The organism is Paenibacillus sp. J31P13, assembly GCF_056269295.1.
The window spans coordinates 178,859-204,470 of sequence record NZ_JBWDNR010000008.1; the positions used below are offsets into that span (position 1 = coordinate 178,859).

At 42.8% G+C, this 25,612-nt stretch carries 26 protein-coding genes; 16 read left to right on the forward strand and 10 right to left on the reverse strand.

Annotated features, from left to right (window positions below):
- Positions 1 to 73: 73 nt before the first annotated feature.
- The 5 genes from AC0YOD_RS23045 to AC0YOD_RS23065 all read right to left on the reverse strand — a co-directional run bounded on the left by AC0YOD_RS23045 (position 74) and on the right by AC0YOD_RS23065 (position 3,895).
- The gene (locus AC0YOD_RS23045; RefSeq protein ID WP_475801674.1) at positions 74 to 928 is read right to left on the reverse strand and encodes an SDR family oxidoreductase; all 855 of its coding nucleotides are present in this window, start codon (positions 926 to 928) and stop codon (positions 74 to 76) included.
- Positions 925 to 2,016 (reverse strand): mannonate dehydratase, encoded by a 1,092-nt coding sequence (uxuA, locus tag AC0YOD_RS23050; protein ID WP_475801675.1) that lies wholly within the window; start codon positions 2,014 to 2,016, stop codon positions 925 to 927. The genes AC0YOD_RS23045 and uxuA overlap by 4 nt, the downstream gene beginning before the upstream one ends.
- Before the next feature lie 20 nt (positions 2,017 to 2,036).
- Positions 2,037 to 2,714 (reverse strand): GntR family transcriptional regulator, encoded by a 678-nt coding sequence (locus tag AC0YOD_RS23055; protein WP_475801676.1) that lies wholly within the window; start codon positions 2,712 to 2,714, stop codon positions 2,037 to 2,039.
- A 135-nt stretch (positions 2,715 to 2,849) separates the two neighbouring features.
- Entirely contained in the window at positions 2,850 to 2,975 is a 126-nt protein-coding gene (locus AC0YOD_RS23060; RefSeq protein ID WP_475801677.1) for a hypothetical protein, read from the reverse strand.
- 59 nt (positions 2,976 to 3,034) lie between these two features.
- Positions 3,035 to 3,895 carry an alpha/beta fold hydrolase gene (locus AC0YOD_RS23065; protein WP_475801678.1) on the reverse strand — a complete coding sequence of 287 codons (861 nt, stop codon included), beginning with the start codon at positions 3,893 to 3,895 and terminating at the stop codon, positions 3,035 to 3,037.
- 218 nt (positions 3,896 to 4,113) lie between these two features.
- On the opposite strand from AC0YOD_RS23065, the gene AC0YOD_RS23070 reads away from it, so the two are divergent.
- The 6 genes from AC0YOD_RS23070 (at position 4,114) to rsbW (AC0YOD_RS23095) (ending at position 7,853) form a co-directional block, all read left to right on the forward strand.
- A complete protein-coding gene (locus tag AC0YOD_RS23070) occupies positions 4,114 to 4,278 on the forward strand; it encodes a DUF1328 domain-containing protein (RefSeq protein WP_475801679.1) in 165 nt (54 codons plus the stop codon).
- Positions 4,279 to 4,366: 88 nt separating this feature from the next.
- Positions 4,367 to 4,765, forward strand: a complete 399-nt coding sequence (locus AC0YOD_RS23075) for a YflT domain-containing protein (RefSeq protein ID WP_475801680.1) — start codon at positions 4,367 to 4,369, stop codon at positions 4,763 to 4,765.
- A 176-nt stretch (positions 4,766 to 4,941) separates the two neighbouring features.
- Entirely contained in the window at positions 4,942 to 6,093 is a 1,152-nt protein-coding gene (locus tag AC0YOD_RS23080) for a SpoIIE family protein phosphatase (RefSeq protein WP_475801681.1), read from the forward strand.
- 158 nt (positions 6,094 to 6,251) lie between these two features.
- Positions 6,252 to 7,010 carry a hypothetical protein gene (locus tag AC0YOD_RS23085; protein WP_475801682.1) on the forward strand — a complete coding sequence of 253 codons (759 nt, stop codon included), beginning with the start codon at positions 6,252 to 6,254 and terminating at the stop codon, positions 7,008 to 7,010.
- A gap of 76 nt (positions 7,011 to 7,086) precedes the next feature.
- Positions 7,087 to 7,419, forward strand: a complete 333-nt coding sequence (locus AC0YOD_RS23090; RefSeq protein ID WP_475801683.1) for an STAS domain-containing protein — start codon at positions 7,087 to 7,089, stop codon at positions 7,417 to 7,419.
- Positions 7,416 to 7,853 (forward strand): anti-sigma B factor RsbW, encoded by a 438-nt coding sequence (rsbW, locus tag AC0YOD_RS23095; RefSeq protein WP_475801684.1) that lies wholly within the window; start codon positions 7,416 to 7,418, stop codon positions 7,851 to 7,853. Before AC0YOD_RS23090 ends, rsbW (AC0YOD_RS23095) begins: the two co-directional genes overlap by 4 nt.
- A 120-nt stretch (positions 7,854 to 7,973) precedes the next feature.
- Here the strand turns inward: rsbW (AC0YOD_RS23095) and AC0YOD_RS23100 are convergent, their stop codons facing one another.
- Together AC0YOD_RS23100 and AC0YOD_RS23105 are read right to left on the reverse strand one after the other, a co-directional pair.
- Positions 7,974 to 8,840, reverse strand: a complete 867-nt coding sequence (locus AC0YOD_RS23100) for a CheR family methyltransferase (RefSeq protein WP_475801685.1) — start codon at positions 8,838 to 8,840, stop codon at positions 7,974 to 7,976.
- Positions 8,837 to 11,587 carry an ATP-binding protein gene (locus AC0YOD_RS23105; protein ID WP_475801686.1) on the reverse strand — a complete coding sequence of 917 codons (2,751 nt, stop codon included), beginning with the start codon at positions 11,585 to 11,587 and terminating at the stop codon, positions 8,837 to 8,839. Before AC0YOD_RS23105 ends, AC0YOD_RS23100 begins: the two co-directional genes overlap by 4 nt.
- A gap of 169 nt (positions 11,588 to 11,756) precedes the next feature.
- Here AC0YOD_RS23105 and AC0YOD_RS23110 point away from each other — a divergent pair, with 169 nt between their 5' ends.
- From AC0YOD_RS23110 to AC0YOD_RS23120, 3 genes are read left to right on the forward strand one after another with little or no spacing between them, the layout of a single operon-like run.
- A complete protein-coding gene (locus tag AC0YOD_RS23110; protein ID WP_475801687.1) occupies positions 11,757 to 12,188 on the forward strand; it encodes a DUF948 domain-containing protein in 432 nt (143 codons plus the stop codon).
- A gap of 38 nt (positions 12,189 to 12,226) precedes the next feature.
- On the forward strand, positions 12,227 to 12,664 hold the full coding sequence (gene rsbW / locus AC0YOD_RS23115) for an anti-sigma B factor RsbW (RefSeq protein WP_475801688.1): 438 nt from the start codon (positions 12,227 to 12,229) through the stop codon (positions 12,662 to 12,664).
- Positions 12,661 to 13,443: a sigma-70 family RNA polymerase sigma factor gene (locus tag AC0YOD_RS23120; RefSeq protein WP_475801689.1), complete on the forward strand. Its 783-nt coding sequence runs from the start codon at positions 12,661 to 12,663 to the stop codon at positions 13,441 to 13,443. The genes rsbW (AC0YOD_RS23115) and AC0YOD_RS23120 overlap by 4 nt, the downstream gene beginning before the upstream one ends.
- A gap of 181 nt (positions 13,444 to 13,624) precedes the next feature.
- Here AC0YOD_RS23120 and AC0YOD_RS23125 read toward each other — a convergent pair whose 3' ends face one another.
- The 3 genes from AC0YOD_RS23125 to AC0YOD_RS23135 all read right to left on the reverse strand — a co-directional run bounded on the left by AC0YOD_RS23125 (position 13,625) and on the right by AC0YOD_RS23135 (position 14,609).
- Complete coding sequence (locus AC0YOD_RS23125; protein ID WP_475801690.1) at positions 13,625 to 13,999, reverse strand: hypothetical protein; 375 nt, start codon at positions 13,997 to 13,999, stop codon at positions 13,625 to 13,627.
- Between the two features lie 108 nt (positions 14,000 to 14,107).
- Positions 14,108 to 14,248, reverse strand: a complete 141-nt coding sequence (locus AC0YOD_RS23130) for a hypothetical protein (protein WP_475801691.1) — start codon at positions 14,246 to 14,248, stop codon at positions 14,108 to 14,110.
- A gap of 4 nt (positions 14,249 to 14,252) precedes the next feature.
- Positions 14,253 to 14,609, reverse strand: a complete 357-nt coding sequence (locus tag AC0YOD_RS23135) for a YtxH domain-containing protein (protein ID WP_475801692.1) — start codon at positions 14,607 to 14,609, stop codon at positions 14,253 to 14,255.
- A 280-nt stretch (positions 14,610 to 14,889) separates the two neighbouring features.
- Between AC0YOD_RS23135 and AC0YOD_RS23140 the strand changes: the two genes are divergently transcribed.
- The 7 genes from AC0YOD_RS23140 (at position 14,890) to AC0YOD_RS23170 (ending at position 25,359) form a co-directional block, all read left to right on the forward strand.
- A complete protein-coding gene (locus AC0YOD_RS23140) occupies positions 14,890 to 16,458 on the forward strand; it encodes a response regulator (protein WP_475801693.1) in 1,569 nt (522 codons plus the stop codon).
- Between the two features lie 17 nt (positions 16,459 to 16,475).
- A complete protein-coding gene (locus AC0YOD_RS23145; RefSeq protein WP_475801694.1) occupies positions 16,476 to 18,203 on the forward strand; it encodes a sensor histidine kinase in 1,728 nt (575 codons plus the stop codon).
- Positions 18,204 to 18,355: 152 nt separating this feature from the next.
- Positions 18,356 to 20,053 (forward strand): ABC transporter substrate-binding protein, encoded by a 1,698-nt coding sequence (locus AC0YOD_RS23150; RefSeq protein ID WP_475801695.1) that lies wholly within the window; start codon positions 18,356 to 18,358, stop codon positions 20,051 to 20,053.
- 144 nt (positions 20,054 to 20,197) lie between these two features.
- A complete protein-coding gene (locus tag AC0YOD_RS23155) occupies positions 20,198 to 21,106 on the forward strand; it encodes an ABC transporter permease (RefSeq protein ID WP_475801756.1) in 909 nt (302 codons plus the stop codon).
- A 23-nt stretch (positions 21,107 to 21,129) separates the two neighbouring features.
- Positions 21,130 to 22,053, forward strand: a complete 924-nt coding sequence (locus AC0YOD_RS23160; protein WP_475801696.1) for a carbohydrate ABC transporter permease — start codon at positions 21,130 to 21,132, stop codon at positions 22,051 to 22,053.
- Between the two features lie 124 nt (positions 22,054 to 22,177).
- Positions 22,178 to 24,256 carry an alpha-glucuronidase family glycosyl hydrolase gene (locus AC0YOD_RS23165; protein WP_475801697.1) on the forward strand — a complete coding sequence of 693 codons (2,079 nt, stop codon included), beginning with the start codon at positions 22,178 to 22,180 and terminating at the stop codon, positions 24,254 to 24,256.
- Positions 24,257 to 24,318: 62 nt separating this feature from the next.
- Positions 24,319 to 25,359: an endo-1,4-beta-xylanase gene (locus AC0YOD_RS23170; protein ID WP_475801698.1), complete on the forward strand. Its 1,041-nt coding sequence runs from the start codon at positions 24,319 to 24,321 to the stop codon at positions 25,357 to 25,359.
- Positions 25,360 to 25,612 lie beyond the last annotated feature (253 nt).

Genomic DNA, 25,612 nt, shown 5'->3' on the forward strand with positions numbered 1-25,612 from the left:
ATCACCTTCCTTTCCTCTTGTAGGGTGGCATATTGCTCTCCATCTCATTCAGAGGAATGGACCAGTTCAAGCTTTAAACACCTGAATAAGCGAGAAATCCGCCATCAACAGGAATGGTTGTGCCTGTGACGAAGCCAGAGGTCGTATCATCCGCAAGCCACAGCAAAGCGCCAAGCAGATCCTCTGGTTTACCAAAACGCCGCATTGGAGTATGGGTAATGATTTTGTTGGATCGTTCCGTTAACGAACCATCCTCGTGCAAAAGCAGCTTACGGTTCTGATCTGTTAGGAAGAAGCCGGGAGCAATAGCATTGACTCGAATACCGGATTCCGCCAAATGAACGGCAAGCCACTGTGTGAAGTTGACGATGGCCGCTTTGGCTGCACTGTACGCTGGCACTTTCGTCATGGGCGAAGGGGCGCTCATGGATGAAATATTAATGATGGTAGCGCCTTGCCGCGCAAGCATTTGTTCTGCAAATACTTGCGTAGGAATGAGTGTGCCTACAAAGTTGAGATCCATGACGCTGCGGAAGCCATCAACGCTTAAATTGAATAGCGTGGTCATATTCTCCGCATTCAAGTGCTCAGGTTTAAATGTCTCATTTGTCGTGTTGGCGCTAGGATGATTGCCTCCTGCACCATTGATAAGAATATCGCAGGGACCTAATTGTGTGAGCACGATAGCGCCAGCGGCTTGCGTGCTTTCAACGCTCGTGACGTCACAAGAGACAGCAATAGCTGTGCCGCCAGCCGCCACAATCTCATCTGCGACGGACTTTCCTTTCTCTATCGTGCGATTAAGAATGGCGATTTTAGCTCCTTGGCTTGCTAGCTCCAAAGCCATAACACGGCATAGTACACCAGCGCCGCCTGTAATGACGACTACTTTTCCTTCTAACGATATATGTTTCGGAAATGGGTTCATAGGTCTGATACCTGCTCTTCCTTGGCGGACTCCGCTAGCTGATAAGCATCCCAAAGTCCCCATAAATACATAATGCCAAGCGCGCGATCATATAGCCCGTAGCCTGGTCTGCACTGCTCATCCCAAATATGACGACCATGATCAGGTCTTGCGTAGCCCGTGAAGCCGATCTCGTGATAGGCACGTACGATGCCGGCAATATCAACAGTACCATCTTGTGTACGATGCGAGGTTTCAATGAAATCTCCGTTTTCGAATACGCGGACGTTGCGGATATGCGCGAAAGGAATCCGATCGCCAAATTCATGAATCATCGAGATAATATCATTGTTAGGATTCGCGCCAAGAGAACCGCTGCAAAGTGTAATTCCGTTATATGGACTGTCGTATAGCTTCAGAAAGGTGCGGAAGTTTTCTTGGCATGTCATGATGCGTGGCAAGCCAAATACGGACCAAGGCGGATCATCCGGATGGATAGCCATTCGAATACCGTTGCGAGCTGCGACAGGAATAATTTCATTTAGAAAATAGCGCAGATTTTCCCACAGATGCTCTTCCGTTACCCCTTTATATGCCTCAAACAGCCTTGTTAGATGCTGCAATCGCTCTGGCTCCCAGCCTGGCATAGTCAATGCAGAGTTCGCATTGATCTCCTCGACTAATTGGAATGGGTCGGCATTGGCAATTCGACTTTTCTCATAAAATAAGGCTGTAGCTCCATTCCCCATCGGTTTGTGCAAGTCGGTACGCAGCCAGTCGAAGATCGGCATGAAATTATAGCAAATGACTTTAACGCCAACACTGCCAAGCTTTTCAATCGTTTTCTTATAATTTTCAATATATAGATCACGAGAAGGCAAACCTAGTTTAATATCCTCATGAACGTTAACGCTTTCAACAACATCAATATGCAGACCTGCTTGCTCTGCCTGTTGCTTCACTTCCATTATTCGATCTAAAGGCCATTCCTCGCCAGCAGCTATATCATGCAGCGACCAAACGATCCCGTCCGTACCTGGAATTTGCTTGATGTAGCTGAGAGGAACGGTATCATTCCCCTCGCCAAACCATCTGAATGTCATTTGCATACGTATTATGCCTCCCGTTATTATTTATAGAAATTCGGGTATTTCTCTTTCAATAGGGCTTGATCGGTAATGTTTAGACTAAGATGCTCTTTCATTATTGATTTTGCTGTTATCCCGTCCTGCGCTTTGATTGCTTCAACCATCCGACAATGCTGCTCGAATAGATGTGCCCAATTGTGGTCATCAACTAATCTAAGCATACGGCTTCGATTGAGGTGAACATTCATTTGCTGCATGACAGCCCATATGTGACTCTTGCTGGACCCGTCAAAGAGGATACGATGAAAGGTCTGGTCAAGCTCGAACATGCTCTTATAATCCTGTTGCTCGATACAGGCTTGCTGCTGTTGCAAGTTGGATTCCAAGTGCGCTAACGCCTCCTGCGGGAAGCCGGTACAGGCAACATAAATGACGGCGCACTCAAGCTGCTCCCGCATAAACCTTGCTTCCTCTACAAGAGCAGTATCGATTAGGGAAACGAATGTGCCGCGCTGCGGAAGCACCTGTACAAGTCCCTCTTGCGCAAGCCTCAAGAAGCTCTCTCTAACAGGAGTACGGCTGACCTTGAACAATAACGAGGTCTCGTTTTCTGAGAGAGGTGTTCCTGGAGGAAGCTCGAGCTTCAATATTTGTTCTTTAAGCTGCATATAGACCGCATCTCTAGTAGAAACCGGTTGAGGGCGAACTCTATAGTCCATGGGATCATTCCTTTCAATCTTACACTGCCATACTACCATACAAGTTGAAAATTTGGAAGACGAAATATGCCAGAAGGGCTGCCCCAGAAGTAGTTAATCTACTTTCTGAGACAGCCCTTCAATATTTTATGGTTTTTATTTTACATGGATCGCTACTGTTCCAAAATGTTTCATGATGGACAACAGGATAAGTTGTGCGCTATTATCCGTTTTGCAGCTTATTTTTCTTTTTGTTTGATTAATAAATGTTGTTACGTACATGTTCTACCTTCTCCTATTCAATAAGAGGCCAGTCTTTGTTCCACAATCAAAAATTTACCTCAGTTCACTTCACTTCTCGTTTTCTCGCGTTCACGCAGCGTCTTTAAGTAAGTTGACATCACTCGCGCGAGCTGGTCGGATACTTCTAACAGACTCATATGCCCGACATCCTCAAATGTTGTTTCGAGAATATGCGGATAGCTGTATGTGGTCTCAGCCTCGTCCAGCTTCGTCACAGAAAAAGAATCATCTGGCGCTATGAGACCATCTGCTTCACCTGCAACAAGCAGGACGGGGAATTTGGCTTCAGCCAGCACATGACTCCGGTCTGAACGCTGCATCATACCTTCGATAGTGGAAATAGCAGCCTCCGCTTTCATTTGCTGTCCGACATGGATAAGCTCATTGACATCCTCACGCATCTCATCCAGCTTTTCTTCATTAAAGAGATCAGGGATAGTCTTGCGGACGAAAGCCATAATCCCTTTTTTCTGAATCTCTGCAATATCATCCAATCGTTTTTCCTTCATCTCATCGGAATCGGGACGTACGGTTGAATGAATAAGCGCAAATCCTTTGAGCTTCTCAGGGTATTTTTCCGCAAAAGCAACCGTTACATAGCCGCCTAAGGAATGCCCAAACATGATTGCTTTTTCTATTTGAAGTGATTCCATTAGCTGTGCGATATCCTCAGCCATTAATTCCATCGTATAGGTGCCTTCGGGACTAGAAGAGCCGCCGTGCCCACGGAGATTAGGAATAATGATGCGATACTCATCGCTCAGCAAAGGACAAATTTTTTGCCAGTATTGAGATGATCCGCAGAAACCGTGAAGCAAGATAATTACCTTCTCATTGTTACTTCCACACTCTTCATAGACTAAATCGATGCCATTTACGTTTATACGTTGATTTTCCATCGATCATCACCAGTCCTTTTCTATTAGCGATTTAATTAATGTACTCTATTACCCTCAATCCGAGGGGTCTGAAACATTTGAAAAAATAATGAAAAATCTCTTCATTATAAGCATGCTTTTCGATAAAAAGTTGATTAAATTGGCTGATTCAAAGGAAGTCAGACTGGTTAATTACATGACAAGTTAGCAAAAACAATTCAGAAAAGAAGGTGATACCCATGCTAGGATGGGCTCTATTATTTTTCATATTCGCAATCGTCGCTGGTATCTTTGGTTTTCTAGGCATAGCATCCGCTCTGGCGGGTGTAGCGAAATTATTGTTCGTCGTCTTTATTGTTCTCTTCATCGTCTCCCTTATTGCTGGTCGAAGACGAGCCAATTAGCTTTACGAAGCGGTTAAGCAGTTGAGGCAAATGTTTAATACTAATGAAAAAAATGAAATAAAAAATGAAAATAACAGGAGGAATTAAAATGAATAATCTAACAAATACGAAGGTACACACAGTCAATAACATTGCAGAGGTTCAAGAGCAGGTTTATAAATTCCAATCCGAGGGCTATTCGAAGGATAATATCTATGTACTGACTCATGATAAGGATCGGACTAAACGTATTGTTGATCACACAGATGCTGAAAATATTGGAGTAGCAGAGGAGGGCTTCGGTACTGCAATCGCTAATATTTTCCGTTCAACGGGTGACGAGCTTCGTGCCAAAATGAGATCACTTGGTATTTCCAAGACCGATGCGGAGCGTCTTGAGCGTGATATGGACCGAGACAAAATCTTGGTTATCGCATGGAGCGGCACAGAGTATACGGGGGATGATTATGATCCAGCTGTATACTACTATCCTCACTATGTGGTATAAGCATAACCACTATGTGGACATAAAGGAAAGGAGACCTATCCTAGCGGGTAGGTCTTTTCCTGCATAATAGCAGGAAGGATGGACGAAAATATCATATTTCTTTCTTAATAAGATTGACGGCTAAAGCAAACTTGCTCAATATAGATAAGTACAGACTAAATAGAGGAGCTTGCCCTATGAGTATAATAATTGTTGATGATAATACGACAAATCAGCTTATTATTAAAGCTATTTTAACGAAAGCAGGCTATACCGATTTAAAAGTTGTTTCCTCTGCTCTTGAACTTTATCATGTGCTTGACATTGATTCGACGTGCCCAGCAGCGGAGTCTAATGTTGACTTGATTTTAATGGATATGATGATGCCGGAAATTGATGGATTAGAAGCATGCAAGAGAATACTGAAGGTAGAGCGCTATAAGGATGTTCCCATTATATTTGTTACAGCGCTTGGAGACTCCAGCAAAATGGCAGAATCCTTGGACGCCGGCGCAAGCGACTATGTGATGAAGCCCATTAATAAAATGGAGCTGCTTGCCCGAATTCGATCTGCACTACGATTGAAGCAAGAGATCGATTGGCACAAAGAGAGAGATAAGCTTATGCAATTCAAGCTGAACTTAGCCAAAAACGTGCAGCGCAATGTACTCAGTCAGCCCATCTATGATGAGAAAATTGATATACATGCTGTTTATCAGCCTTCCTCCGAGCTGGCAGGTGATTTTTATGCTTGGTACCGTATTGATGAAGACCGATACGGCGTAATATTGCTTGATATGATGGGACACGGGATTGCTTCATCCCTTGTGTGTATGTATATTTCATCTGTTCTACGGGATACGATTACGCATATTACAGATCCAGAGCTCGTTATGCACGAGTTAAATCGATATATGAAACAGCTCTACAGAAAAGAAGAGTTGTTGAATTACTATTTTACAGCTATCTATTTGGTTATTGATACAGCGGACCGAAGAATCGAGTATGTAAATGCAGGACATCCTCCTGGCAAGCTGCTGATGGGAGATAAAGTGGAGCTGCTTACAGAGGGCTGCAGTGCAATTGGTTTATTTGAGCAGTTGGATATAAAGAAAGGAACGCTTACGTACGACAAGGATATTAACATTGTGCTTTATACGGATGGGCTGGGCGAAATGCTAGCCGATGAGGGAAGCGAGGATGAGGACGCTCATTTAAATAAGCTTATTGTCGACTTAGCCAGCGGCAACGTGTCAGATCCGTCTGAATATGTTCAAGAGGTAGTAGCTCAGCATACAAGCGGTATTCAAAAAGATGATATTTGTGTTGTGCTCATTTCCACGAAATAATGGCTGCTTGCCGATACAGAAAGATTCTTTTGTGAAAAAGATGCTTGATCCTGTTTCAAACGCTTGGGAACGGTTTATATGTAATTATAAACGTAACCGTTCGATGAAGGTGCACATCCATGGAACCTAATACAAAGTACGTATAGGAGGTATTCCATATGAAGCGTTTTATTTTAATGAGCTGTATAATTGGCAGTATTTTTGTTTATATGAGCGATTTCGATCATGCGGGTGCTACATATTCAGCAGCGAAGGATCGAAACCAAGCGAAAACGGAAACACTATTTGAATCAGCTAATAAAATAGTAACGGCTTCATTGTCTCCTTCAACCGTATCAGAAGGAATTCATGCTATAGAGGTAACTGAAGCTGCTGATCTAAATGTTCCAGTTGAAGCAGAAGATCCAGCAAAAGCCGCAGAGCCACTTCAAGTAATTGATGAACCTGATACAATCGATGTGGATGCGAGCCCCCAACAAGTGATTGAATCACAAACGGTAACTGAGAAGGAACCGATGAATCAAACGAAGGGTGAGCTTGCGCTGCTAACGGTCAACGATGTTTCTTTATATGATGATCCCACCTCTTTAATTAAAAAGCTTGGTGAACCCGAGTTAATTAAAGCAGATGAGTATATGAGTGAGGTTGATACGTATCAATATGGGAGCATGAGCGTCATTTTCGATCATGAGATCGTTGGATCTCTTGAATTGGAGGACCTCTCCAAGCCATTGAAGATTGATGATAAACTCATTAAAGCTACCATCGCTGATATTAAAGCTGCACTTGGAGAACCAGATTTTGTGACGGAGGATGGCATTGTATTTCAGAGAGAGGAAGCTTTATTGAAGCTTTTTATCGATGCTGATACGAAGGTACTAATCTCCATTAGTTTTTTCCATACGTCATCCATGTAAAGTGGATGAGCATATCTTGATCGTTGGTTTCGATATTGTTATTATTTATTAAACAAAAGTGAGTGGAGTGAAATGAATGAACGCTGAGAAATTTGAAATTGAACAAGAAGAAACGAACTCACAGCATATTCTGCATATCATTGGTGAACTAGATCTATCTGTTGTACCTCAGCTGAGAGCAGCATTACAACCCGTAATGAATAGAACGGATAAGACTTTGATAATGAATCTAAGCAGGCTTAAATATATTGACAGTACCGGCATTGGCATTATCGTCTCGGTGTTGAAGCTGCGTGATGAGCTTAAAGCACCATTCTACGTGCGTGAGATTCCACCAGCAATCAAGCGCCTGTTTGACTTGACGGGCATTTCCAGATATCTAATAGAAGGGACAGAGGCTCAAGCATGAATGCCATCCGTTTACAGATCCCGGCCCATGCAGACTATATAGATATAGTGAGAATCTGCCTATTTGGAATCGCAACGAAAATGAGTTTTCCCTATGAGGAAATCGAAGATATGAAGGTAGCCGTATCGGAGGCATGCAATAATGCCGTTCTTCATGGCTCTAAGGAAGATACGGAGAATCAGATTGATGTCTGCTTTGAATCCGATAATGAAGGTCTTACTGTAAAAATAAAAAACAATGGCTCAGGACATACTCTTACGAATGAACTAGAGAATGCATCGCCATTGCCCGACGTAGACGTAAGCGGCCTACGCAGCGGTGGATTAGGCATTTACTTGATGCAAGCTCTTATGGATGAGGTTACTGTCGAGGCGACGGAGAGCGGAACAGAAGTTATCCTAACTAAATATTTGAATGCAGTAGCCGGCCATTAAGTTAAGCTGATGATTATTCATGCATAGGAGGAAATGACGCTGAGGTCATTTTCTTTTTTTTTAAATCAAACAAGGATCCCAGGCAGTTATTGCCGAGATCCTTGTTTTTGTTGTTCCAACTTAACTATTGGTTTTGTGAAATAGACGTTCGGGTCCATTGAAATCCTCATATTGAGCCTTATGCGGTGTTATGATGGACTCCATATTGCCTAATGCAAGGAAACCGTTTGATGCCAGACTTTCGAAAAATAAATCATGCACGCGGTTCTGTAAGTCCGCATCAAAGTAAATAAGTACGTTCCGGCATAAAATGACGTGAAATTCATTGAAGGAACGATCTGTTGCCAGGTTATGCTGCGCAAACATAATATTCTCTTTTATAAACGGATGAAACGTTGCATACTCATGATCGGTTGTATAGTAGGAGGAGAATTCCTTGGCACCGCCTGCTTGCATGTAGTTTTTCGTAAAGGCCTGCATGCGTTTAAGCGGGAATTTTCCTTGCTTCGCGATTTCAATCACATTCTCATTCATATCGGTAGCGTATAGCTTTGACTTGTACAGCAAACCTTCCTCAAGCAAAAGTATAGCCATGGAATAAGCTTCTTCTCCGCTCGCGCAACCCGCATGCCAAATTCGAATCTCAGGATAATGACGAAGCAGAGGAATAACATCACGACGAAAGGTTTGAAAAAAGCTTGGATCACGAAACATTTCCGTTACTTTAATGGAGAAATCATTTAACAATTTCTCCATTAAAGAGGGATCATGCAGTACTTTATTCAATAGCATGGTAATCGTCGATAGATTCTCTTGGTTCATCCGATGATGTATGCGTCTGCGTAGAGAAGATCTTAAATAATTTCGAAAATCATAGCCATAAGCTTGAAAAATGCCCTCTGTCAGTAAGTTAATCTCAATACGCTCTATTTCGTTAGGTGAGGCTAAATCAGAATCTAATTCATTTTCCTCATAAGATGTACTCAATTTCCCACCTGCTTAGTCAGCCATACGCGCATTATCGAGAACAATTGATCCATATTCAATGGCTTGCTGATATAATCGGAAGCACCTGCTTCCAAACATTTCTCTCGATCACTCTTCATTGCTTTTGCCGTAAGGGCAATAATAGGTGTATCTTTCAGAGCAGAAGATTCTTGACGAAGAATTCCCATCGTCTCGTATCCATCCATAATAGGCATCATAATGTCCATGAGCAAGATATCAAAGTTAGCATTCTGTTCAATGATTTCCAAGCAATGTTTGCCGTTATTTGCGACTGTCACATTGAACTTTTTGTTCTCCAGCGCTTTAACAAGTGAAAATACATTACGTGAATCATCCTCAACTAGCAGGACATTTTTTCCTTCAAACAAGGAGATATCAGGATCCAATTCTTTAATAAATGATGATGTTAAAATGTCAGGCTCATGTATGGGCTCGTTTGCAGGGAGAGCAGCCGCTACTTCATTATGAGCTGAGATTAGCTGCTCCTTCTCCATATTCGGTTGGCTTGGTACAAATAGCGTGAAGGTACTGCCTTTACCGGGCGCACTTTCCACAACGATACGACCACCGAGCAATTTCGAAAACTCATTGCAAATGGATAAGCCGAGACCGGTTCCGCCGTACTGACGATTCGTTTCCCCGTCGACCTGCTGGAATGCTTCAAAAATCAATTGCTGCTTGTTCTTTGGAATACCTATGCCCGTATCTGATACTGAAATAGCTAATACATCTCCATTGGCATGTTGAGGAACATACTGATTTATGCTTTCTTGATCAGCTGCTTCAATAGATAAAGAAACGGTTCCCGTTTCCGTGAATTTAAATGCATTAGATAGTAAGTTTTTCAAAATCTGCTGCAATCTTTGACCGTCAGTATAGAGAACGATCGGAACATCATCAGCTATGTTGATATCGAACTGAAGTCCCTTTGTCTCAGCTAATTTGCCGAATATAAGCTTCATATGCTCTGGAAGTTCAGAGACATTCACTTCATCCATGGTTAGCAGCAGTTTGCCGGCTTCAATCTTGGACAAATCTAGAATATCATCAATAAGCGTCAATAGATCATTTCCAGATGTATGAATGACTTTAGCATACCCTTCTTCCTCATCGTTAAGCGTCTTGTTTTCATTTTCTGAAAGGAGCTGCGAAAGAATCAAAATACTATTTAACGGGGTACGAAGTTCATGAGACATATTGGCTAAGAAATTAGATTTATATTGTGAACTGGTCTTAAGCTGTTCTGCGTAAGAGAGAAGCTCTTCTTTTACTTTCTCTAATTCCTTCGTTTTTTGCTCTGCAAAAAGATTTTGTTCCTCCAAATGCTCGGTCGTCATACGCATTTCTTCTTGCTGCATTTGCAGTTCTTCCGATTGCGTTTGTAATTCTTCGGTTTGAGTTTGCAGCTCTTCTGTTAAGACCTGTGACTCACTGAGCAATCGCTCGACTTCCATTCGACCCGCAACGTTATTGATTGCTACGCCGAAGTGACCTTGGATTTGCTCCAGCAGCTTCAAATGCTGAGAAGTGAACGGCACGACGGATGCAAATTCAATGACGGCTGAAGCCTTCCCTTCAAACTCAACAGGAAAAATTAAAATACTATGCGGTGGGAATTGTCCCATACCGGTTGTGATATGAATGGGATTCTCGGGAGTTGAATTAAGCAAGAATGTGCGATTCTCAAGCGCTGCTTGGCCAATTAGACCCTCTCCGATGCGGAAGCTTGAAGCAGCCTCGTTAAGATCACTTCCTGCGTAGGAAGCAATCTTGATCAGTCTCGACTGCTCTCCTTTGCCGCTCCGCAAATAAAATAATCCATAGGTCGCATTAAGCATAGGAGCAAGCTTGGCAAGAAATGAATCTGCCAGTGTATTAATATCGTTAATTCCCTGATTCATCGTTGCCACTTCGGCTACCTTGGTTTGTATCCAGTTCTGCCCGTTAATGTTGTCCAACAGGTTGTTAGTTGCATCGGCGAGGTCTTTGATCTCGTCTTTTGTCTGCACCTTAATGCGGGTTGTCAGATCTCCTTCGGAGGAAGCGATATCCGAGATTGTTTTTACTACATCTTTAATCGTTCTTACAATTGCATTAGATACGAAGGAAACGATGATAAATGCGATAATGGAAACGATAATAAGCATGACGTAAAGGCTGATGATAAGAATGTCATTTCTATTTTCCAATTTAATAATATGATTTTTAGTTGAATCCATTTCCTTTTGACGCAGGTTTTCAAATTGTAAGCGCAGGTTGTCTATATCCTGTTTGCCCTTGTCTTCAACAAAAAAATCAATGATTTCTTGTGTTTTATTCTCTTTTCTCATTTGAATGGTTGGTTCGCCTGCATTTTCTAACCAGTTCTCAATACTTAGCTTTATCTCTTCCAGATCTCTCTTCGTGGCAGGATCATCCGAAATATATTGATAAAGCGTATTGTAGTTCGCCAGCCACTCGGATTTCCCTTTCATGAACGGTTCCAAATAAACATCATTACCAGTAATAATATAACCGCGCTGGCTGGTCTCCATGCTTATCGCATTATAGCGAATGGTCGTAATGAGATGTTGAACCTCCAGATCCCTAGTTGTGATCGTCTCCATTTCATTTTGAAGGGAAGATATTCGATCATTAACGACAATAATAGATACAGCTAGGCAACAAATGATCAAAAAGTAGCCAATTAATATTTTCGAACGAATATTTAATTTGAAATATCGCAATATCAGATCTCCTTTTAAAGCAAGGTTTTTATTCTATTCATAACCTCTATTATAACATGAATTGAGTATAGAAAGATTTGATCTATATATAGAATTAAAGGTAAGTTTATGAACTGTTTCAAAATTATTTTTAACGGGTATCTAATAAAAAAGGAAAGTGGTGACTGATATGGACATTGTCATTCAAATTAGTGTAGCTGTTATAGCAATTGCCTTTCTAGTTTTGCTCTATTCACTCGTGAAAACCTTGAAAACAGTGAGAGGAACGTTAGAAGAAACGCGTCAAACGATTGGACAGCTTCGAACCGAGGTATCTCAAATAAGTGTAGATGTGAAACAAGCGATTCATAATACGAACGCTATGACACAGGATGTGCGTACGAAGTTAAGCTCCTTGAATGTGCTGTTTGCTTCCGTTAATGATATCGGTCATGCTATTCAATCTTTCACAGGAGTCGCTAGGGAATCCGCTGCTAGTATTGCCTCTACAATAAAAAGAGAAAGCAGCAGTCCGGTCAAGGAGCCTTCAAGCAAGCTAAGCTCGATTTACAATACGATCTTATCCACAGCTGTATTTTGGAATAAAATAAAAAAAGTGTAAGCTAGAAGAGGGTACACACAGGAGAGGGTAGATCTCATATGAACTCATTTATTCATTTAACGATTCCTGCAAAGGCAGAATACATCGATATTGTTAGACTCACATTATTTGGAATCGCTCAAAAAGCAGGCTTTTACTATGATGAAATCGAAGATATGAAGGTAGCTGTTACAGAAGCTTGTACCAATGCAGTGCTCCACGCTTATAGCAATCAACAGCCAGGGGTTGTCGATATTAGCTTTGAGATTCAGGAAGAAGGGATTTCCATCCGCGTAAAAGATGATGGCAGCAGCTTTAAATACGATCACGCAACGAACAAAAACGCTTCGCATCATGATCAAGAACTGAGCGAAATAACAGCAGGAGGACTTGGCCTCTTTATGATGAATGCTTTGATGGATAAAGTTGAAGTATTTACCGAGAGAGGTACGGAAGTTATTCTAACCAAGTTTGGTAGGAAAGAGGAGATGGCATGATTCCAAATTCATCCTGCCAAGATCCGCAAGTAATGATTGAGAAAATTATTAGCTACCAGGATACGAATTGTAATGATATCGCTACAGAACTACTTTTGCATTTTGAGCCTATCGTGAAGATGGCTGCTACCAAAATGTCGCGAAGCCGGCCTGATCTTTATGAGGATCTCTATCAGGTTGGTCAGCTTTCTATGCTTCGTTTATTTAAACAATATGATATTTCGCGTGAAATTCCATTTGAGGGCTATGCAATGAAAAGCATCATTGGGCATCTCAAAAACTATTTACGCGACAAATCATGGTATATACAGGTGCCAAGGAGAATTAAAGAAAAAGGCTTGATGATTCAGCAGGCGATAGATCACTTAACGGTAGAACTAAGTCGTTCGCCAAAAATGGAAGAGATCGCGGATCATTTGAATCTATCTGTTGAGGAAACGATTGAAGTACTCTCTTGTCGTGAGGCGTATCATTATGTGTCATTGGATACTCCGCTATCCAGCGAAGGTGATAGCGCGGCTACGATTGGCGACCTTATAGGATCCGATCGTGACGATTATCGTGCCATTGATAGCCGCCTTGATCTGGAAGAGGCGCTCAATCAATTGAAGGAAGAAGAGAAAAAAGTCGTTGTGCTTGCGTATCACAATGGTCAGTCCCAACGAGACATAGCGGATCAACTAGGTGTTTCTCAGATGAGTGTCTCTCGCATACAGAAGCGCGCCATCGAGAAGCTTAAAGTGTTGTTGATGCAAAATAGTCAGGATTTGATGATGTAATCATTCTATAGTGCAGCAGCATTCTTATTTATAGGATTAAAAGGTGTGGAACGAGCCCAGAAAGACAACCACTTTGAGATAAAGTGGTTGTCTTTCTGGGCTCGTCTGGTTTACTTGGATGGAAAATGAACGGTGGTCACGGGGAGCCGCGTGGTTACAGGAATAGAGCTAGAAACTAGCTCTATTCACAGGCCAAACTAACCAAAATTGATGCAATAGAGCTAAAACCTAGCTCTATTCCACCCAAACTAACCAAAATCGGCAAAATAGAGCTAAAACCTAGCTCTATTACGGTGAAATTATCCCGAACCAGTGCATATTGGTCCGTCAGCTGAGGAATAGAGCTAGAATCTAGCTCTATCCCACCCAAACTAACCCAACTCGGCACAATAGAGCTAAAAACTAGCTCTATTGCGCCGAAATTATCCCGAACCAGCGTAAATTGGTCCGTTAGCAGAAGAATAGAGCTAGAACCTAGCTCTATTCCGCCCAAACTAACCAAAATCGGCAAAATAGAGCTAAAAACTAGCTCTATCCCCCCCTCATTACGAGCCACAACAGCCAACCTCAAGCATTTAAACAAATGCCTATAGAAGTGAAAAGGGTCACCCACTAAGTAGAAGTTTCTACTTAATGAGCAACCCCGTTCACCTGATCTGATTTATTATTGAATAGGGTCTGGAACTAGCCCTTTTTCAATAACCTCACTGTTGGTGTCCATCTGCTTCATTTCTTCTCCCAGCTTCACCATATCCTTCTCGGTGGGTGCCATAGAGTTGGTTGTTGATTTGATTTTATTACTCATAGGATTACCTCCCAGTTGATGCGAGTTCATCCTTAACCTCTTCTTTCGAAGAAGATAGGGAGTCCATGATGTTCTGATTGGATTTCTTAGCTTGTTCAACTAAATCAGCTGTTTCGTCTTTGATGTTAGTTGCAAGATCCTTTGTATGTTGACCAACAGTTGCAGCGATTTCTTTAGTTGTTTGTCCGACGTTAGAGCAAATGTCCTTCGTTTTTTCACTGACGGCCTGCAACTTAGTAGATAGGTCGTCTCTGAGTTCCGCGCCGGATTTAGGAGCCAATAATAGCGCTGAGATAGCACCGACCGCTCCCCCTATTAGTGCACCAAGCAATAAACCGTTACTCGTTTTTTGTTGTGTCATGTTCATCTCTCCTCTAATCTTATTTGTTGATCTTGTAGATCAACGGTTATCGTAATCTATAGTTATATGTAACCGTATGAGCTCCAATTGAAACAAAGCAAGGGTAAATGAATAGCCATTTCTTTAGTTTTTAAAGTAAAATATATGATTATTAGGGTATGAATCTATTTAGATACAACGCTATAATCTTTTTGAAAACGATTACATCAGAAGAAAGCCTCGTGTTTAGGATCATGACAGCTTATAGAAAATCGGTTATGAAAAAATAGGAGGACGCAGTATGCATAAAGTTCTTTTGGTGGATGATGAGATGTTTGTGAGGAAGGGCTTGCGGAATCTTATCGATTGGGAAGGCTTAGGCTTTACCGTAGTAGATGAAGCGGAAAATGGAGAAGAGGCGCTTAGTCTTATAGAACAGCTTAGCCCTGATCTTGTTATTGCAGATATACGGATGCCGTTGCTTGATGGTTTGGAGCTTATTCATAAAGTGACGAATGAACGTGAGCAGAATCCCACTTTTATCATAGTAAGCGGTTATCACGATTTCTCCTATGCACAGCAGGCTTTACGCTATGGAGTCCATGATTATATTTTGAAGCCGATAGACGAGGTGCAGCTTGAAAATACACTCAAGAAGCTTGCGGGAACACTTAATCTAAGAAAGCTGACCAGTCTTACGGGAGATAAGCTTGTTTCGGAATCGATTGTAGAAACGCTTATTCTAGGCGTAGATTCCGACAGCGATGCCCGTGCACTGGCGACAGCACTCAATATGGATGAAATGGCATCATTCACCTATGTGCTTGCTGAAATAGATGGAGTTGATCTGACTGATGGAACGAGCAAGCTAGTGCAGAAAATGACAGAGTCGCTGCAGCACGCAGCAGAGTGGAAGGATGCAAAATTTACGATATATGAGCAGCAGAAGGGGCTTTACGGTTTATTGATTCAAATGGATTCAGTCCTCTCAAAAGGAAAAGCGGAGGGTAACGTCTTCTCCTCACTTCATCAAGCACTAGTGGAGGGAACGAAGACGGGTTTTACCTTTTATGTAGGCCAAACGATCTTGCAGCTTCGCAATATGAATACCTCCTATCGAACGGCGAATGATGCTTTGTCCTATAAATATGCAGAGAACGGCGAGAGCCTCATCTATGCCAAACATGTTCTAGGCACGCCGCTTTATTATTTTGACATTGAGCAGGAGCTGTATAGCCGAATTATTGAGAAGCTTGAAGAGGGAGATCAGGAGCAGTATTTAAAAGATACGGAGGAGCTGTTTCAGCAATTTCGTATGAAACGCTTTGCTCCCAGTGCGGTCTCCAATGCTGTCACTCGATTCGTAATCGGTGTGATTAACATTATTCGGGATATGGATGGGGATGAAAAGAAGCTAAATCACCTCTTCAACATGATGGAATGGCAAAAGAACCACGGCTCTCTGGAGAGCTTGAAGCAATTATTTATTTCATTCTTCAATGAGGCTTCTGCTTATATTACGGAGCTGAGAAAGCAACAGGCAAAGGGTGGAATTGAAAGAATAAGAAAATATATTGAAGTCAATTATGCTGAAAATATTAACCTCAAGAGCATCGCCGGTAAATTTTATATGAATTCTGTCTATCTCGGTCAGCTGTTTCGTAAAAGCTATGGTGTTTATTTTAATGATTTTCTTCTTGGTCTTCGAATTAGCGAAGCCAAGAAGCTGCTGCGTCAAACCGATCTGCGCATGTATGAGGTTGCTGAGAAGGTAGGCTTACAAAACGCGGATTATTTCGTGACCCAGTTTGAGAAGCTTGAGAAGGTGACGCCCACCGATTACAGAAATATGCTAGTCGGCAAAAAATGAGCAGGTGGAGGAAGCATGTGGACAAGTTTCATTTAAATCATTTGAAGCTGCGGGATAAGCTGCTGCTGATGTATATTTTTTCAGTATTCATTCCGATAGTATTGACGAATATCTTTTTTTATAATGTGACGACCAATAATATTAAAAATCAAAAAACAGAGGATGCGGATATGGCGCTGGGGCAATTGCAGCGAGAGCTGAAATCCGTTATTGATCAGGCCGCCGGCATCTCATATCTCTATTATATTGATCCTCTTCTTAACAGTCATTTGGATCGAAGCTATCCGTCACAGAGCGATTATATTGAGGCGTTTACGAATATAAGAAGCGCGTTCAATTTATCGGAACAGGCATATTTGACGATAGCATCGACGATTATTTATACGAATAACCCGACGATATTGCCCTCTGGTCCTATTTTGCTAACGGATGAAGATGTGAAAAAGTCTGATTGGTATCAGCAATTCATAAAGACTGCTGTGCCCTACCCCTATTTGATTCAAAGCGGCAATACCCTTAGTCTTGTACAGCGTTTGAGTTATACGAACAGCGCCTATGATAGCATCATTAAAATTGATTTGAATATGAGAAAGGTTTCTGAATTATTCGAAGGAGCGGGCTTTGACGGGGTAGTTTATTTTGTTCACCCGAACGGCATTGTCCATTATACGAATGATGGCCAGGTGGATTGGAAATCGAGAGAGACTCTGCTTTCTGCTGTGTCATTGCCAGAGAAGCCGATCACTTTCCACAAAACATACATGAATAACAATTACTTAAATGGCTGGAGCTTAGACGGCGTTATAGACGAGAAGAAGGTACTGCGTGAGGTTCGAAAATCGGGTGCGTTCATTATTTATTTGGCGCTCATTAATTTCCTGCTGCCATCCATAATCATTGCAGTCATCTCCAGATCGATTCACGTAAGACTCGTGCGCATACTCAAGCATATGAAAAAGGTGAAAAATCAGCATTTTGAGACAATTCCTTACGAAAAATCACGAGATGAGATTGGACAATTAACAGGTGAATTCAATCGAATGACCGTAGAGATAGGCAATCTCATCAATGATGTGTACATGGCTGATATACAGAAAAAGGATCTCGAGATCAGACAGAGACAAGCGCAGCTCCATGCGCTTCACAGTCAGATTAATCCTCACTTTCTGTTTAATTCACTTGAGACCATTCGAATGCGAAGCCTTATGAAGGGAGAAACGGAAACGGCTAAGACGATTCATTATATGGCAAAAATATTCCGCAAATCGATCTCTTGGAAGCGAAGCTGGGTAACGGTTCGAGAAGAAATCGAGCTTATCGAATGCTTCTTGGAAATCCAAAAATATCGTTTTGGAGATAAGCTGCAGTATCAGCTTACGGTGGAGGAGGCCGTCTATGAGCAGATGATTCCAAAGATGACCTTCCTTCCGTTTGTTGAGAACGCCAGCATCCATGGAATAGAGAGCTCGGCGAAAATGGGACTGATAGCGATCCATATTGGTTATGCCGATAATAGCCTAGTATTTCGGCTTTCGGATAACGGGATCGGCATGTCTGAAAGCAAGCTGGAGGAGCTGCATCACTATTTAGAAGGTGATGACGCTATCGGGGATAATGTCGGCATGAAAAATGTGTATACACGCTTAAAGCTGTGCTACAAGGATTCCTTCACGTTTAATATGGAAAGTGAGCAAGACAAAGGGACCATCGTGGAGCTTCGGCTTCCCTTAGACGGCGCTCCATAAAAAATAAAGCATAGAAGCACCGATAAAACGGTGCTTCTATGCTTTTCTAAGTAAGAACTAAAGTTTGATGGGTAAACAAGTAAGCGCTTTCGGTTTATGATGAAAAAGCTTACAAAATAATAAGCAAGAGGGAATGAAAGGGGTTATAAAAAATGCTGAAAAAGAAGTTTTTGGCTATTGGCTTGACTGCTATTTTGTCGATTAGCGCAATCGGCTGCAGCAACAACACCAACGAGAAAAATACAGAAAAAAAACCAACAAATGCTCCCGCCGCAACCGCTGAAACAAAAGAAGAAGAGGTTAAACCAGTCACCTTCTCTTATTACGGCTTTGGCAACAACAAGGACATTTTGGCTAGCGATACGGTAATCGGTAAAGAATTGCAAAAGCAAACCGGAATAGATTGGAAAATGGAGTTTCTCGTAGGCGACGTAAAAACAAAGTCCGGCGTTATGATTGCAAGCGGTGATTATCCGGATGTCATCGTTCCAGAGGGAGAGATTGACAAGCTGCTTGATGCTGGCGCGTTTATTCCGCTCGATGATCTGATTGAGAAGTTCGGACCAAACATTAAACGTGTATATGGACCTTATATGGATAAATTCAGACAGGCTGACGGTAAAATTTATCATCTGCCATTCTCAGCGAACCAAGGCTACATCGCAGATCCTGGTATTAGCCAAGGCGCTTTCTGGATGCAGCGCGCGGTATTGAAGGAATTCAATTATCCGAAGATCAAAACCTTGGATCAATATTTTGATCTGATTAAGCAATACCAAGAGAAATACCCGCAAATTGACGGCAAGAATACGATCGGCTTCGCTACTTTTGCAGGCGTAGCTGACAACTTCTTCACCATTACCAATCCATCCATGCATTTGGCAGGCTACCCGAATGACGGCGGCGTTATCGTCGACATGAATACACATGATGCAAAAACATACCAAGGAACAGATTTAGAAAAACGCTGGATTCAGAAGCTGAACGAGGTCAATACCGCTGGCTTGTTCGATCCAGAATCATTTACGGCAAATAAAGACCAATACTTAGCTAAACTGACTTCCGGCCGCGTTCTTGGCTATTTCAACTATGGCTGGCAAGTAGGCGATGCGACGAACAATTTGAAAAAAGCGGACATTGATGAGAAGCGTTACGCACCGCTTCCGATCGTTTTCGATGAAGGAATAAAAGATCAATACGTAGATCCAGCCGCTTTCGTTAATAACCGTGGTATTGGTATTTCGGTATCAGCTAAAGATCCAGAGCGCATCATTAAATATTTTGATAATTTGCTTACAGAAGAAAATCAAATTCTTGTCCAATGGGGCATTAAAGATCAAAACTACAGCGTAAATGATCAAGGCCGTTATGTCATGAATGATCAGCAAATTGCGGATCGAAATGATCCAGAGTTCAAGCGTACATTCGGATGGCAGTATTTTGAGTACAGCTGGCCGCGTTATGGAAACAACTCTCTATTAGCTGATGGCAACTCCTATGCAGTAGGCAATCAGGGTGAAGTCGCTTATGCCGGCTATACGGACGGAGACAAAGCGATTCTCGATGCATATGGCGTGAAGACATTCTCGGAATACTTCGCTGCTCCAGATGATCGTCCTTGGTACCCAGCTTGGAGTATCAACAAGGGTCAAGGAACACCTGAACAAATTTTCGAGCAAAAGGGCGGAGATTTGCAGAAGAAATATATTCCTAAGCTCGTTCTTGCTGAGCCTGGAAAGTTTGATTCAATTTGGAATGAATACGTTGCTGAGTACAACAAGCTGGACGTAAAAGGCTATGAGGCATTCATTACGAATATTGTCAAAGAGCGCGCAGCAGGTAAATGGTAGGGATATAGAAATAGTCGGAGGGCTTGAATGAATTCAGTTCCGGCCCTCCTGTCTATCTTTTTCGCAGGAGAGGAGATTACACAGGTGGAGAAGCATACAGCACAAGCCCCTATCGAGGTCAGTGGCATAACTGCGAGCTCAGGCATGCAACGATTTCTTAAAAAGGTTATTCAGCAAAAGGTTTTAGTGTTTATGTCGGTTCCGTTCCTGCTATGGCTGTTCATATTTAAATATGTTCCGCTCTGGGGCTGGATCATTTCCTTTCAGAAATTCAGACCGGCAAAGGATCTGTTTGATCAGGAATGGGTAGGCTGGACCAACTTCAAGTTCCTATTCAATGATGACACGTTTTATCAGGTTTTACGCAATACGATTGTCATGAGTACAATCAACTTGGTACTCGGCTTTGTGACAGCAATCGTACTCGCTATTTTATTAAATGAGCTTCGTAATATTTATTTTAAAAGAGTTGTTCAGACGATTAGTTATTTGCCGCATTTTATTTCATGGGTGGTTGCGGCCAGCATCGTTTCTTCGGCCTTATCGCCGGAAGGAATTATCAATATTTTATTAGTAAAGCTGCATATTTTGGATTCTCCGATTCTCTGGCTTGGTGAAGGCAAGTATTTCTGGGGCATTCTCGGCTCTACGGAGGTTTGGAAAAACGTAGGCTGGAATACGATCATCTACTTGGCTGCGATTACAACAATTGATCCTTCGCAATATGAAGCTGCGGAGATTGATGGCGCGAGTCGTCTCCAGCGTATTTTGAACATTACGCTTCCCGGGATGAAATCGGTTATCGTCATCTTGCTGATCATGAACCTAGGGCACATATTGGAATCGGGATTTGAGCCGCAATATTTGCTCGGCAACGGTATGACCGTAGAGTATTCCGATAACCTTGATATATTCGTTCTCAAATATGGGATGAACATGGGCAACTATTCCTTGGCGACGGCAGCAGGGATTTTTAAAACCGTTGTCAGCTTTATCTTCCTCTTATCTGCCAATGCCATTGCGAAAAGGCTTGGCGAGAGCAGGCTATTCTAACGTTGTTGAAGGAGGTCACCACGATGAGCGAAAAGAGCTTCACCCGCAAAAGATACGCCGGCTTGCCGGATAAGCTATTCGACTTTTGTAATATTCTGTTCATGATCTGTTTGATGATCGTTACGCTTTATCCGTTCATCAATATGTTTGCCCTTTCCTTTAACGATGCCAATGATTCGATCCGCGGCAGCATCTATATGTGGCCTCGGATGTGGACGTGGAACAATTATACGTACATCTTCAACGAAGCAGCGATCTATCATGCTACGTTCATTTCGGGGCTTCGGACCATTATTGGAACGATTGTATCCGTCTTCTGTACCGCTATGCTAGCTTTTACGATCAGCAGGCAAGAATTCGTGCTTCGCAAATTTGTTACGATTGCGTTCATCTTTACGATGTACTTCAGCGGGGGACTCATTCCCGGCTACCTGTTAATTAAGGAGCTTCATCTTCTCAATAGCTTCTGGGTGTACATTATTCCCGGCATTATCGGTGTATTCAATATGATTGTTATTCGATCCTTTATCGAGGGTCTGCCTGACGGCATCATGGAATCAGCAAAAATCGACGGAGCAGGAGACTTTACGACGTTCTTGCGGATCGTTCTGCCTCTGACCATACCAGCGCTGGCTACCGTTTCATTGTTTGTAGCGGTTGGGCAATGGAATTCCTGGTTCGATGTCTTTCTCTACAACTCCTCGCGAATTGAGCTGAGCACGCTGCAATACGAGCTTATGAAAATATTGCAAACGTCGAATACAGCAGCAACCTCTCTGACGGCAGCTGATCAATTCGCTTCGGGGCAAAGTGGAGTAACAAGTGTTACGCCTACATCCATTCGTGCAACGATGACAATTGTAGCAAGCTTGCCGATTATTATGGTCTATCCCTTCCTGCAAAAGTATTTTGTAAAAGGGATGACAGTTGGCGGCGTAAAGGGTTAATGGAATCGTAAGGATTGGTTGAGATTTCAGGATTGGTTTATAAAAAAAGATAAAGAAAGCCGCCTCCCATTCGACGATTCTGGCAATCGGGCGGGAGCGGCTTGTTTTATGGGGAGGAATTGGCATGGGAGATAGCGGCTATAAGGGTTGGCTGCGTTACGAGAAGTTGAAGGATACCGCTTTGCAGGTGGAATATGCGAGCTGGACGAAGGAGATCATTATTCCAGCTGAAGGGGCACAAACGCTTGAGCACAGCCCGTTAAAGACGGCAGTTGATGAACTGGTGAACGGAATCCGTATGTTAGTCGGAGAGACGCCTGACATTTCTACGGAACCCAAGCAGAAGCGCAGCATTGTACTTGCACGGTTGAACAACTGCAAGTGGCTCCCTAAGGAAGCTTGTATGGAAGCACAGGAACGCTTGTCTGATGAAGGGTTTCTAATTCAAACGATTCGCAGGGAGGATCGCGACCTGCTGCTGATAGGCGGGAGATCGGAGAAGGGCATTTTGTACGGTGTATTTCATCTACTCCGAATGCTGCAGACAGGAAACTCATTGACTGAGCTTAGAATAGAGGAATCACCTAAATACGGACTTAGACTGATTAATCACTGGGATAACATGGATGGCAGTGTCGAACGCGGCTATTCGGGCCAATCCATTTTTTTCAAAAATAATGAGGTGCTGTCGGGTTCGGAGCGACTGCGTGATTATGCGAGAATGATGAGCTCCGTTGGTATTAACGGTATCGCTATTAACAATGTAAATGTACATCGACAGGAAACTTATCTTATTACGGAGGCTTTTCTTGGTGATGTAGCTAGCATTGCGAATCTGTTCCGTGATTATGGGATCAAGCTGTTCCTAAGCGTCAATTACGCCGCTGCTATCGAGCTTGGCGATTTGGAGACGGCTGATCCGCTTGATGAGTCTGTACGTGCTTGGTGGAGGGAGAAGGCAGCGGAGGTTTATAACCGAATCCCCGATTTTGGAGGTTTTCTTGTAAAGGCTGATTCTGAAAATCGGCCGGGACCCTTCACCTATGAGCGCGATCATGCGGATGGTGCCAATATGCTGGCAGAGGCGCTGGAGCCGTTCGGCGGACTCGTCCTATGGCGCTGCTTCGTATACAACTGTCATCAGGACTGGCGTGATCGTTCCACGGATCGAGCTCGCGCTGCGTATGACCACTTTAAGCCGCTTGACGGTCGCTTTAAAGATAATGTTATTTTGCAAATCAAGAACGGGCCGATGGACTTTCAAGTTCGAGAGCCGGTATCGCCGCTATTCGGTGCAATGGAGGCTACCAATCAGATGCTCGAGCTTCAAATCACGCAGGAATATACTGGTCAGCAGCGGGATGTCTGCTATTTGATTCCTCAGTGGAAGGAAATTTTAGATTTTGATACTCGTCATGGCGACGACAGCAGTACGGTGAAGGAAATAGTAGCGGGCAACAAATTCTCCATGAAGCATTGCGGGATTACTGCGGTTAGCAATATCGGGGATGATGGGAACTGGACTGGTCATCATTTGGCGCAAGCTAATCTATACGGTTATGGTCGGCTGATCTGGAACCCTGATCTGACTGCAGCGGAAATTCTCGATGAATGGATCGCATTGACGTTCGGTCAGGATGAGGTTATACAAGAAACGATTGGGCAATTTCTTTTGGAATCACGGTCCATATATGAGAGCTATACAGCGCCACTGGGTGTTGGCTGGATGGTTAAGCCTCACTATCATTATGGTCCTGATGTAGATGGCTACGAGTACTCCAAATGGGGAACCTATCATTTTGCGGATAGGAATGGCATTGGTGTAGATCGGACAGCAGCGACAGGAACGGGATATACAAGTCATTACGGGCGTGAGAATTCTGAAATCTATGAGAACTTGGAGACATGTCCGGATGAGCTGCTGCTTTTCTTTCACCATGTTTCCTATAGGCACCGGTTAAAGTCCGGAAGTACGGTTATCCAGCACATATATGATATGCATTTCGAAGGCGTGGAGCGTGTCGCCTATTTCATCTCGAGATGGTCTCAGCTGGAAGGACATATGGATAGTGAAAGATATACGCATGTGCGAGCTAGATTGGAAGAGCAGCTAGAGAATGCCAAGCAGTGGCGGGACATTATTAATACGTACTTTTACCGAAAATCAGGTATATCAGATGAGAAGGAAAGAGTCATTTATTAGAAGTGGGATTGATAGAGTGAGCAGTTAGCGTATAGCTATTTTCAGGAGGGAAGGTAACCAGCATGGCAAAAGAATTGAAACGCTCGATCCCTAGGCTGGGTGAGCAATACAGGAATTATTTTGATATCGGATCAGCTGTAAATTTAAACACCATAGTGACACAAAAGGAGCTGTTGGCGACTCATTATACGAGTCTTACAGCTGAGAATGATATGAAATTCGAACGTATTCATCCAGAGCCTGACCTCTATACTTTTGAGGCAGCGGATAAGCTTGTGGGCTTCGCGGAGCAGCATGGGATGAGAATGCGCGGTCATACCCTTCTTTGGCATAATCAGACGCCGGACTGGGTATTTCAGGGGGACGACGGAGCTCCTGCTAGCAGAGCTTTGCTGTTGGAACGTATGAAATCGCATATGGATACGGTGGCGGGACGATATAAGGGACGTATTTACGGCTGGGATGTAGTAAATGAAGTCATTGAAGATAAAAGCGGTGTATGGCTGCGAGACTCCAATTGGCTGCAAATTATTGGGGAAGATTATATTGCCAAAGCATTTCAATATGCGCATGAAGCAGATCCTTCAGCTCTGCTTTTCTACAATGATTATAATGAGTGTTTCCCTGAGAAACGTGATAAAATCATTCGTCTTCTACAGTCCTTAAAGGAGCATGAGGTTCCTATTCATGGTGTTGGGCTGCAGGGACACTGGAATTTGAACGGCCCGAGTATAGACGATATTAGAGAAGCGATTGAACGTTATGCTGCGCTTGACTTGCAACTGCAGGTGACGGAACTGGATATATCCATGTTTGATTTTGAGGATCGACGTTCAGATCTATTGGAGCCGACGGCTGAAATGCTGGAATTGCAGGGTGAGCGTTACGAGCAAGTATTTCGCTTATTCCGAGAGTATAAGGATTCCATCACATCGGTTACCTTCTGGGGAGCAGCGGATGATTATACATGGCTTGATGATTTTCCGGTGAAGGGCAGGAAAAACTGGCCGTTCGTATTTGACCAAGCGCATCAACCTAAGCCGTCTTTTTGGAAAATAGCAGATTGGAATATATCGAATGAATGCAATCCGAAGGAAGGATAGATCAGAGTAGACTCAACTCGGTCGCGCTATTAAATATCACTTCATTAGATATCCCGCTCTAAGTTGTATGCAGACCATGCATTCAATTAAGAGCGGGATATTTATTTATTTTGTAATAATATGTGAAGATATAATGACCTTTTTATTAAAATAAATGAGTTTACATAAATTATATAGAGAAACTGTACATTATTTCTGATTTTTTTCCGATAAAAAATACTGACTACATATTTTACCTGCGAATCGGGGGAGA

Excerpts from the sequence above, each read along its gene's own strand:
- AC0YOD_RS23045 (WP_475801674.1), bottom strand. The coding sequence starts at position 928 with ATGAACCCATTTCCGAAACATATATCGTTAGAAGGAAAAGTAGTCGTC.
- uxuA (WP_475801675.1), bottom strand. The coding sequence starts at position 2,016 with ATGCAAATGACATTCAGATGGTTTGGCGAGGGGAATGATACCGTTCCT.
- AC0YOD_RS23055 (WP_475801676.1), bottom strand. The coding sequence starts at position 2,714 with ATGGACTATAGAGTTCGCCCTCAACCGGTTTCTACTAGAGATGCGGTC.
- AC0YOD_RS23060 (WP_475801677.1), bottom strand. The coding sequence starts at position 2,975 with ATGTACGTAACAACATTTATTAATCAAACAAAAAGAAAAATAAGCTGC.
- AC0YOD_RS23065 (WP_475801678.1), bottom strand. The coding sequence starts at position 3,895 with ATGGAAAATCAACGTATAAACGTAAATGGCATCGATTTAGTCTATGAA.
- AC0YOD_RS23070 (WP_475801679.1), top strand. The coding sequence starts at position 4,114 with ATGCTAGGATGGGCTCTATTATTTTTCATATTCGCAATCGTCGCTGGT.
- AC0YOD_RS23075 (WP_475801680.1), top strand. The coding sequence starts at position 4,367 with ATGAATAATCTAACAAATACGAAGGTACACACAGTCAATAACATTGCA.
- AC0YOD_RS23080 (WP_475801681.1), top strand. The coding sequence starts at position 4,942 with ATGAGTATAATAATTGTTGATGATAATACGACAAATCAGCTTATTATT.
- AC0YOD_RS23085 (WP_475801682.1), top strand. The coding sequence starts at position 6,252 with ATGAAGCGTTTTATTTTAATGAGCTGTATAATTGGCAGTATTTTTGTT.
- AC0YOD_RS23090 (WP_475801683.1), top strand. The coding sequence starts at position 7,087 with ATGAACGCTGAGAAATTTGAAATTGAACAAGAAGAAACGAACTCACAG.
- rsbW (WP_475801684.1), top strand. The coding sequence starts at position 7,416 with ATGAATGCCATCCGTTTACAGATCCCGGCCCATGCAGACTATATAGAT.
- AC0YOD_RS23110 (WP_475801687.1), top strand. The coding sequence starts at position 11,757 with ATGGACATTGTCATTCAAATTAGTGTAGCTGTTATAGCAATTGCCTTT.
- rsbW (WP_475801688.1), top strand. The coding sequence starts at position 12,227 with ATGAACTCATTTATTCATTTAACGATTCCTGCAAAGGCAGAATACATC.
- AC0YOD_RS23120 (WP_475801689.1), top strand. The coding sequence starts at position 12,661 with ATGATTCCAAATTCATCCTGCCAAGATCCGCAAGTAATGATTGAGAAA.
- AC0YOD_RS23130 (WP_475801691.1), bottom strand. The coding sequence starts at position 14,248 with ATGAGTAATAAAATCAAATCAACAACCAACTCTATGGCACCCACCGAG.
- AC0YOD_RS23135 (WP_475801692.1), bottom strand. The coding sequence starts at position 14,609 with ATGACACAACAAAAAACGAGTAACGGTTTATTGCTTGGTGCACTAATA.
- AC0YOD_RS23140 (WP_475801693.1), top strand. The coding sequence starts at position 14,890 with ATGCATAAAGTTCTTTTGGTGGATGATGAGATGTTTGTGAGGAAGGGC.
- AC0YOD_RS23150 (WP_475801695.1), top strand. The coding sequence starts at position 18,356 with ATGCTGAAAAAGAAGTTTTTGGCTATTGGCTTGACTGCTATTTTGTCG.
- AC0YOD_RS23155 (WP_475801756.1), top strand. The coding sequence starts at position 20,198 with ATGCAACGATTTCTTAAAAAGGTTATTCAGCAAAAGGTTTTAGTGTTT.
- AC0YOD_RS23160 (WP_475801696.1), top strand. The coding sequence starts at position 21,130 with ATGAGCGAAAAGAGCTTCACCCGCAAAAGATACGCCGGCTTGCCGGAT.
- AC0YOD_RS23165 (WP_475801697.1), top strand. The coding sequence starts at position 22,178 with ATGGGAGATAGCGGCTATAAGGGTTGGCTGCGTTACGAGAAGTTGAAG.
- AC0YOD_RS23170 (WP_475801698.1), top strand. The coding sequence starts at position 24,319 with ATGGCAAAAGAATTGAAACGCTCGATCCCTAGGCTGGGTGAGCAATAC.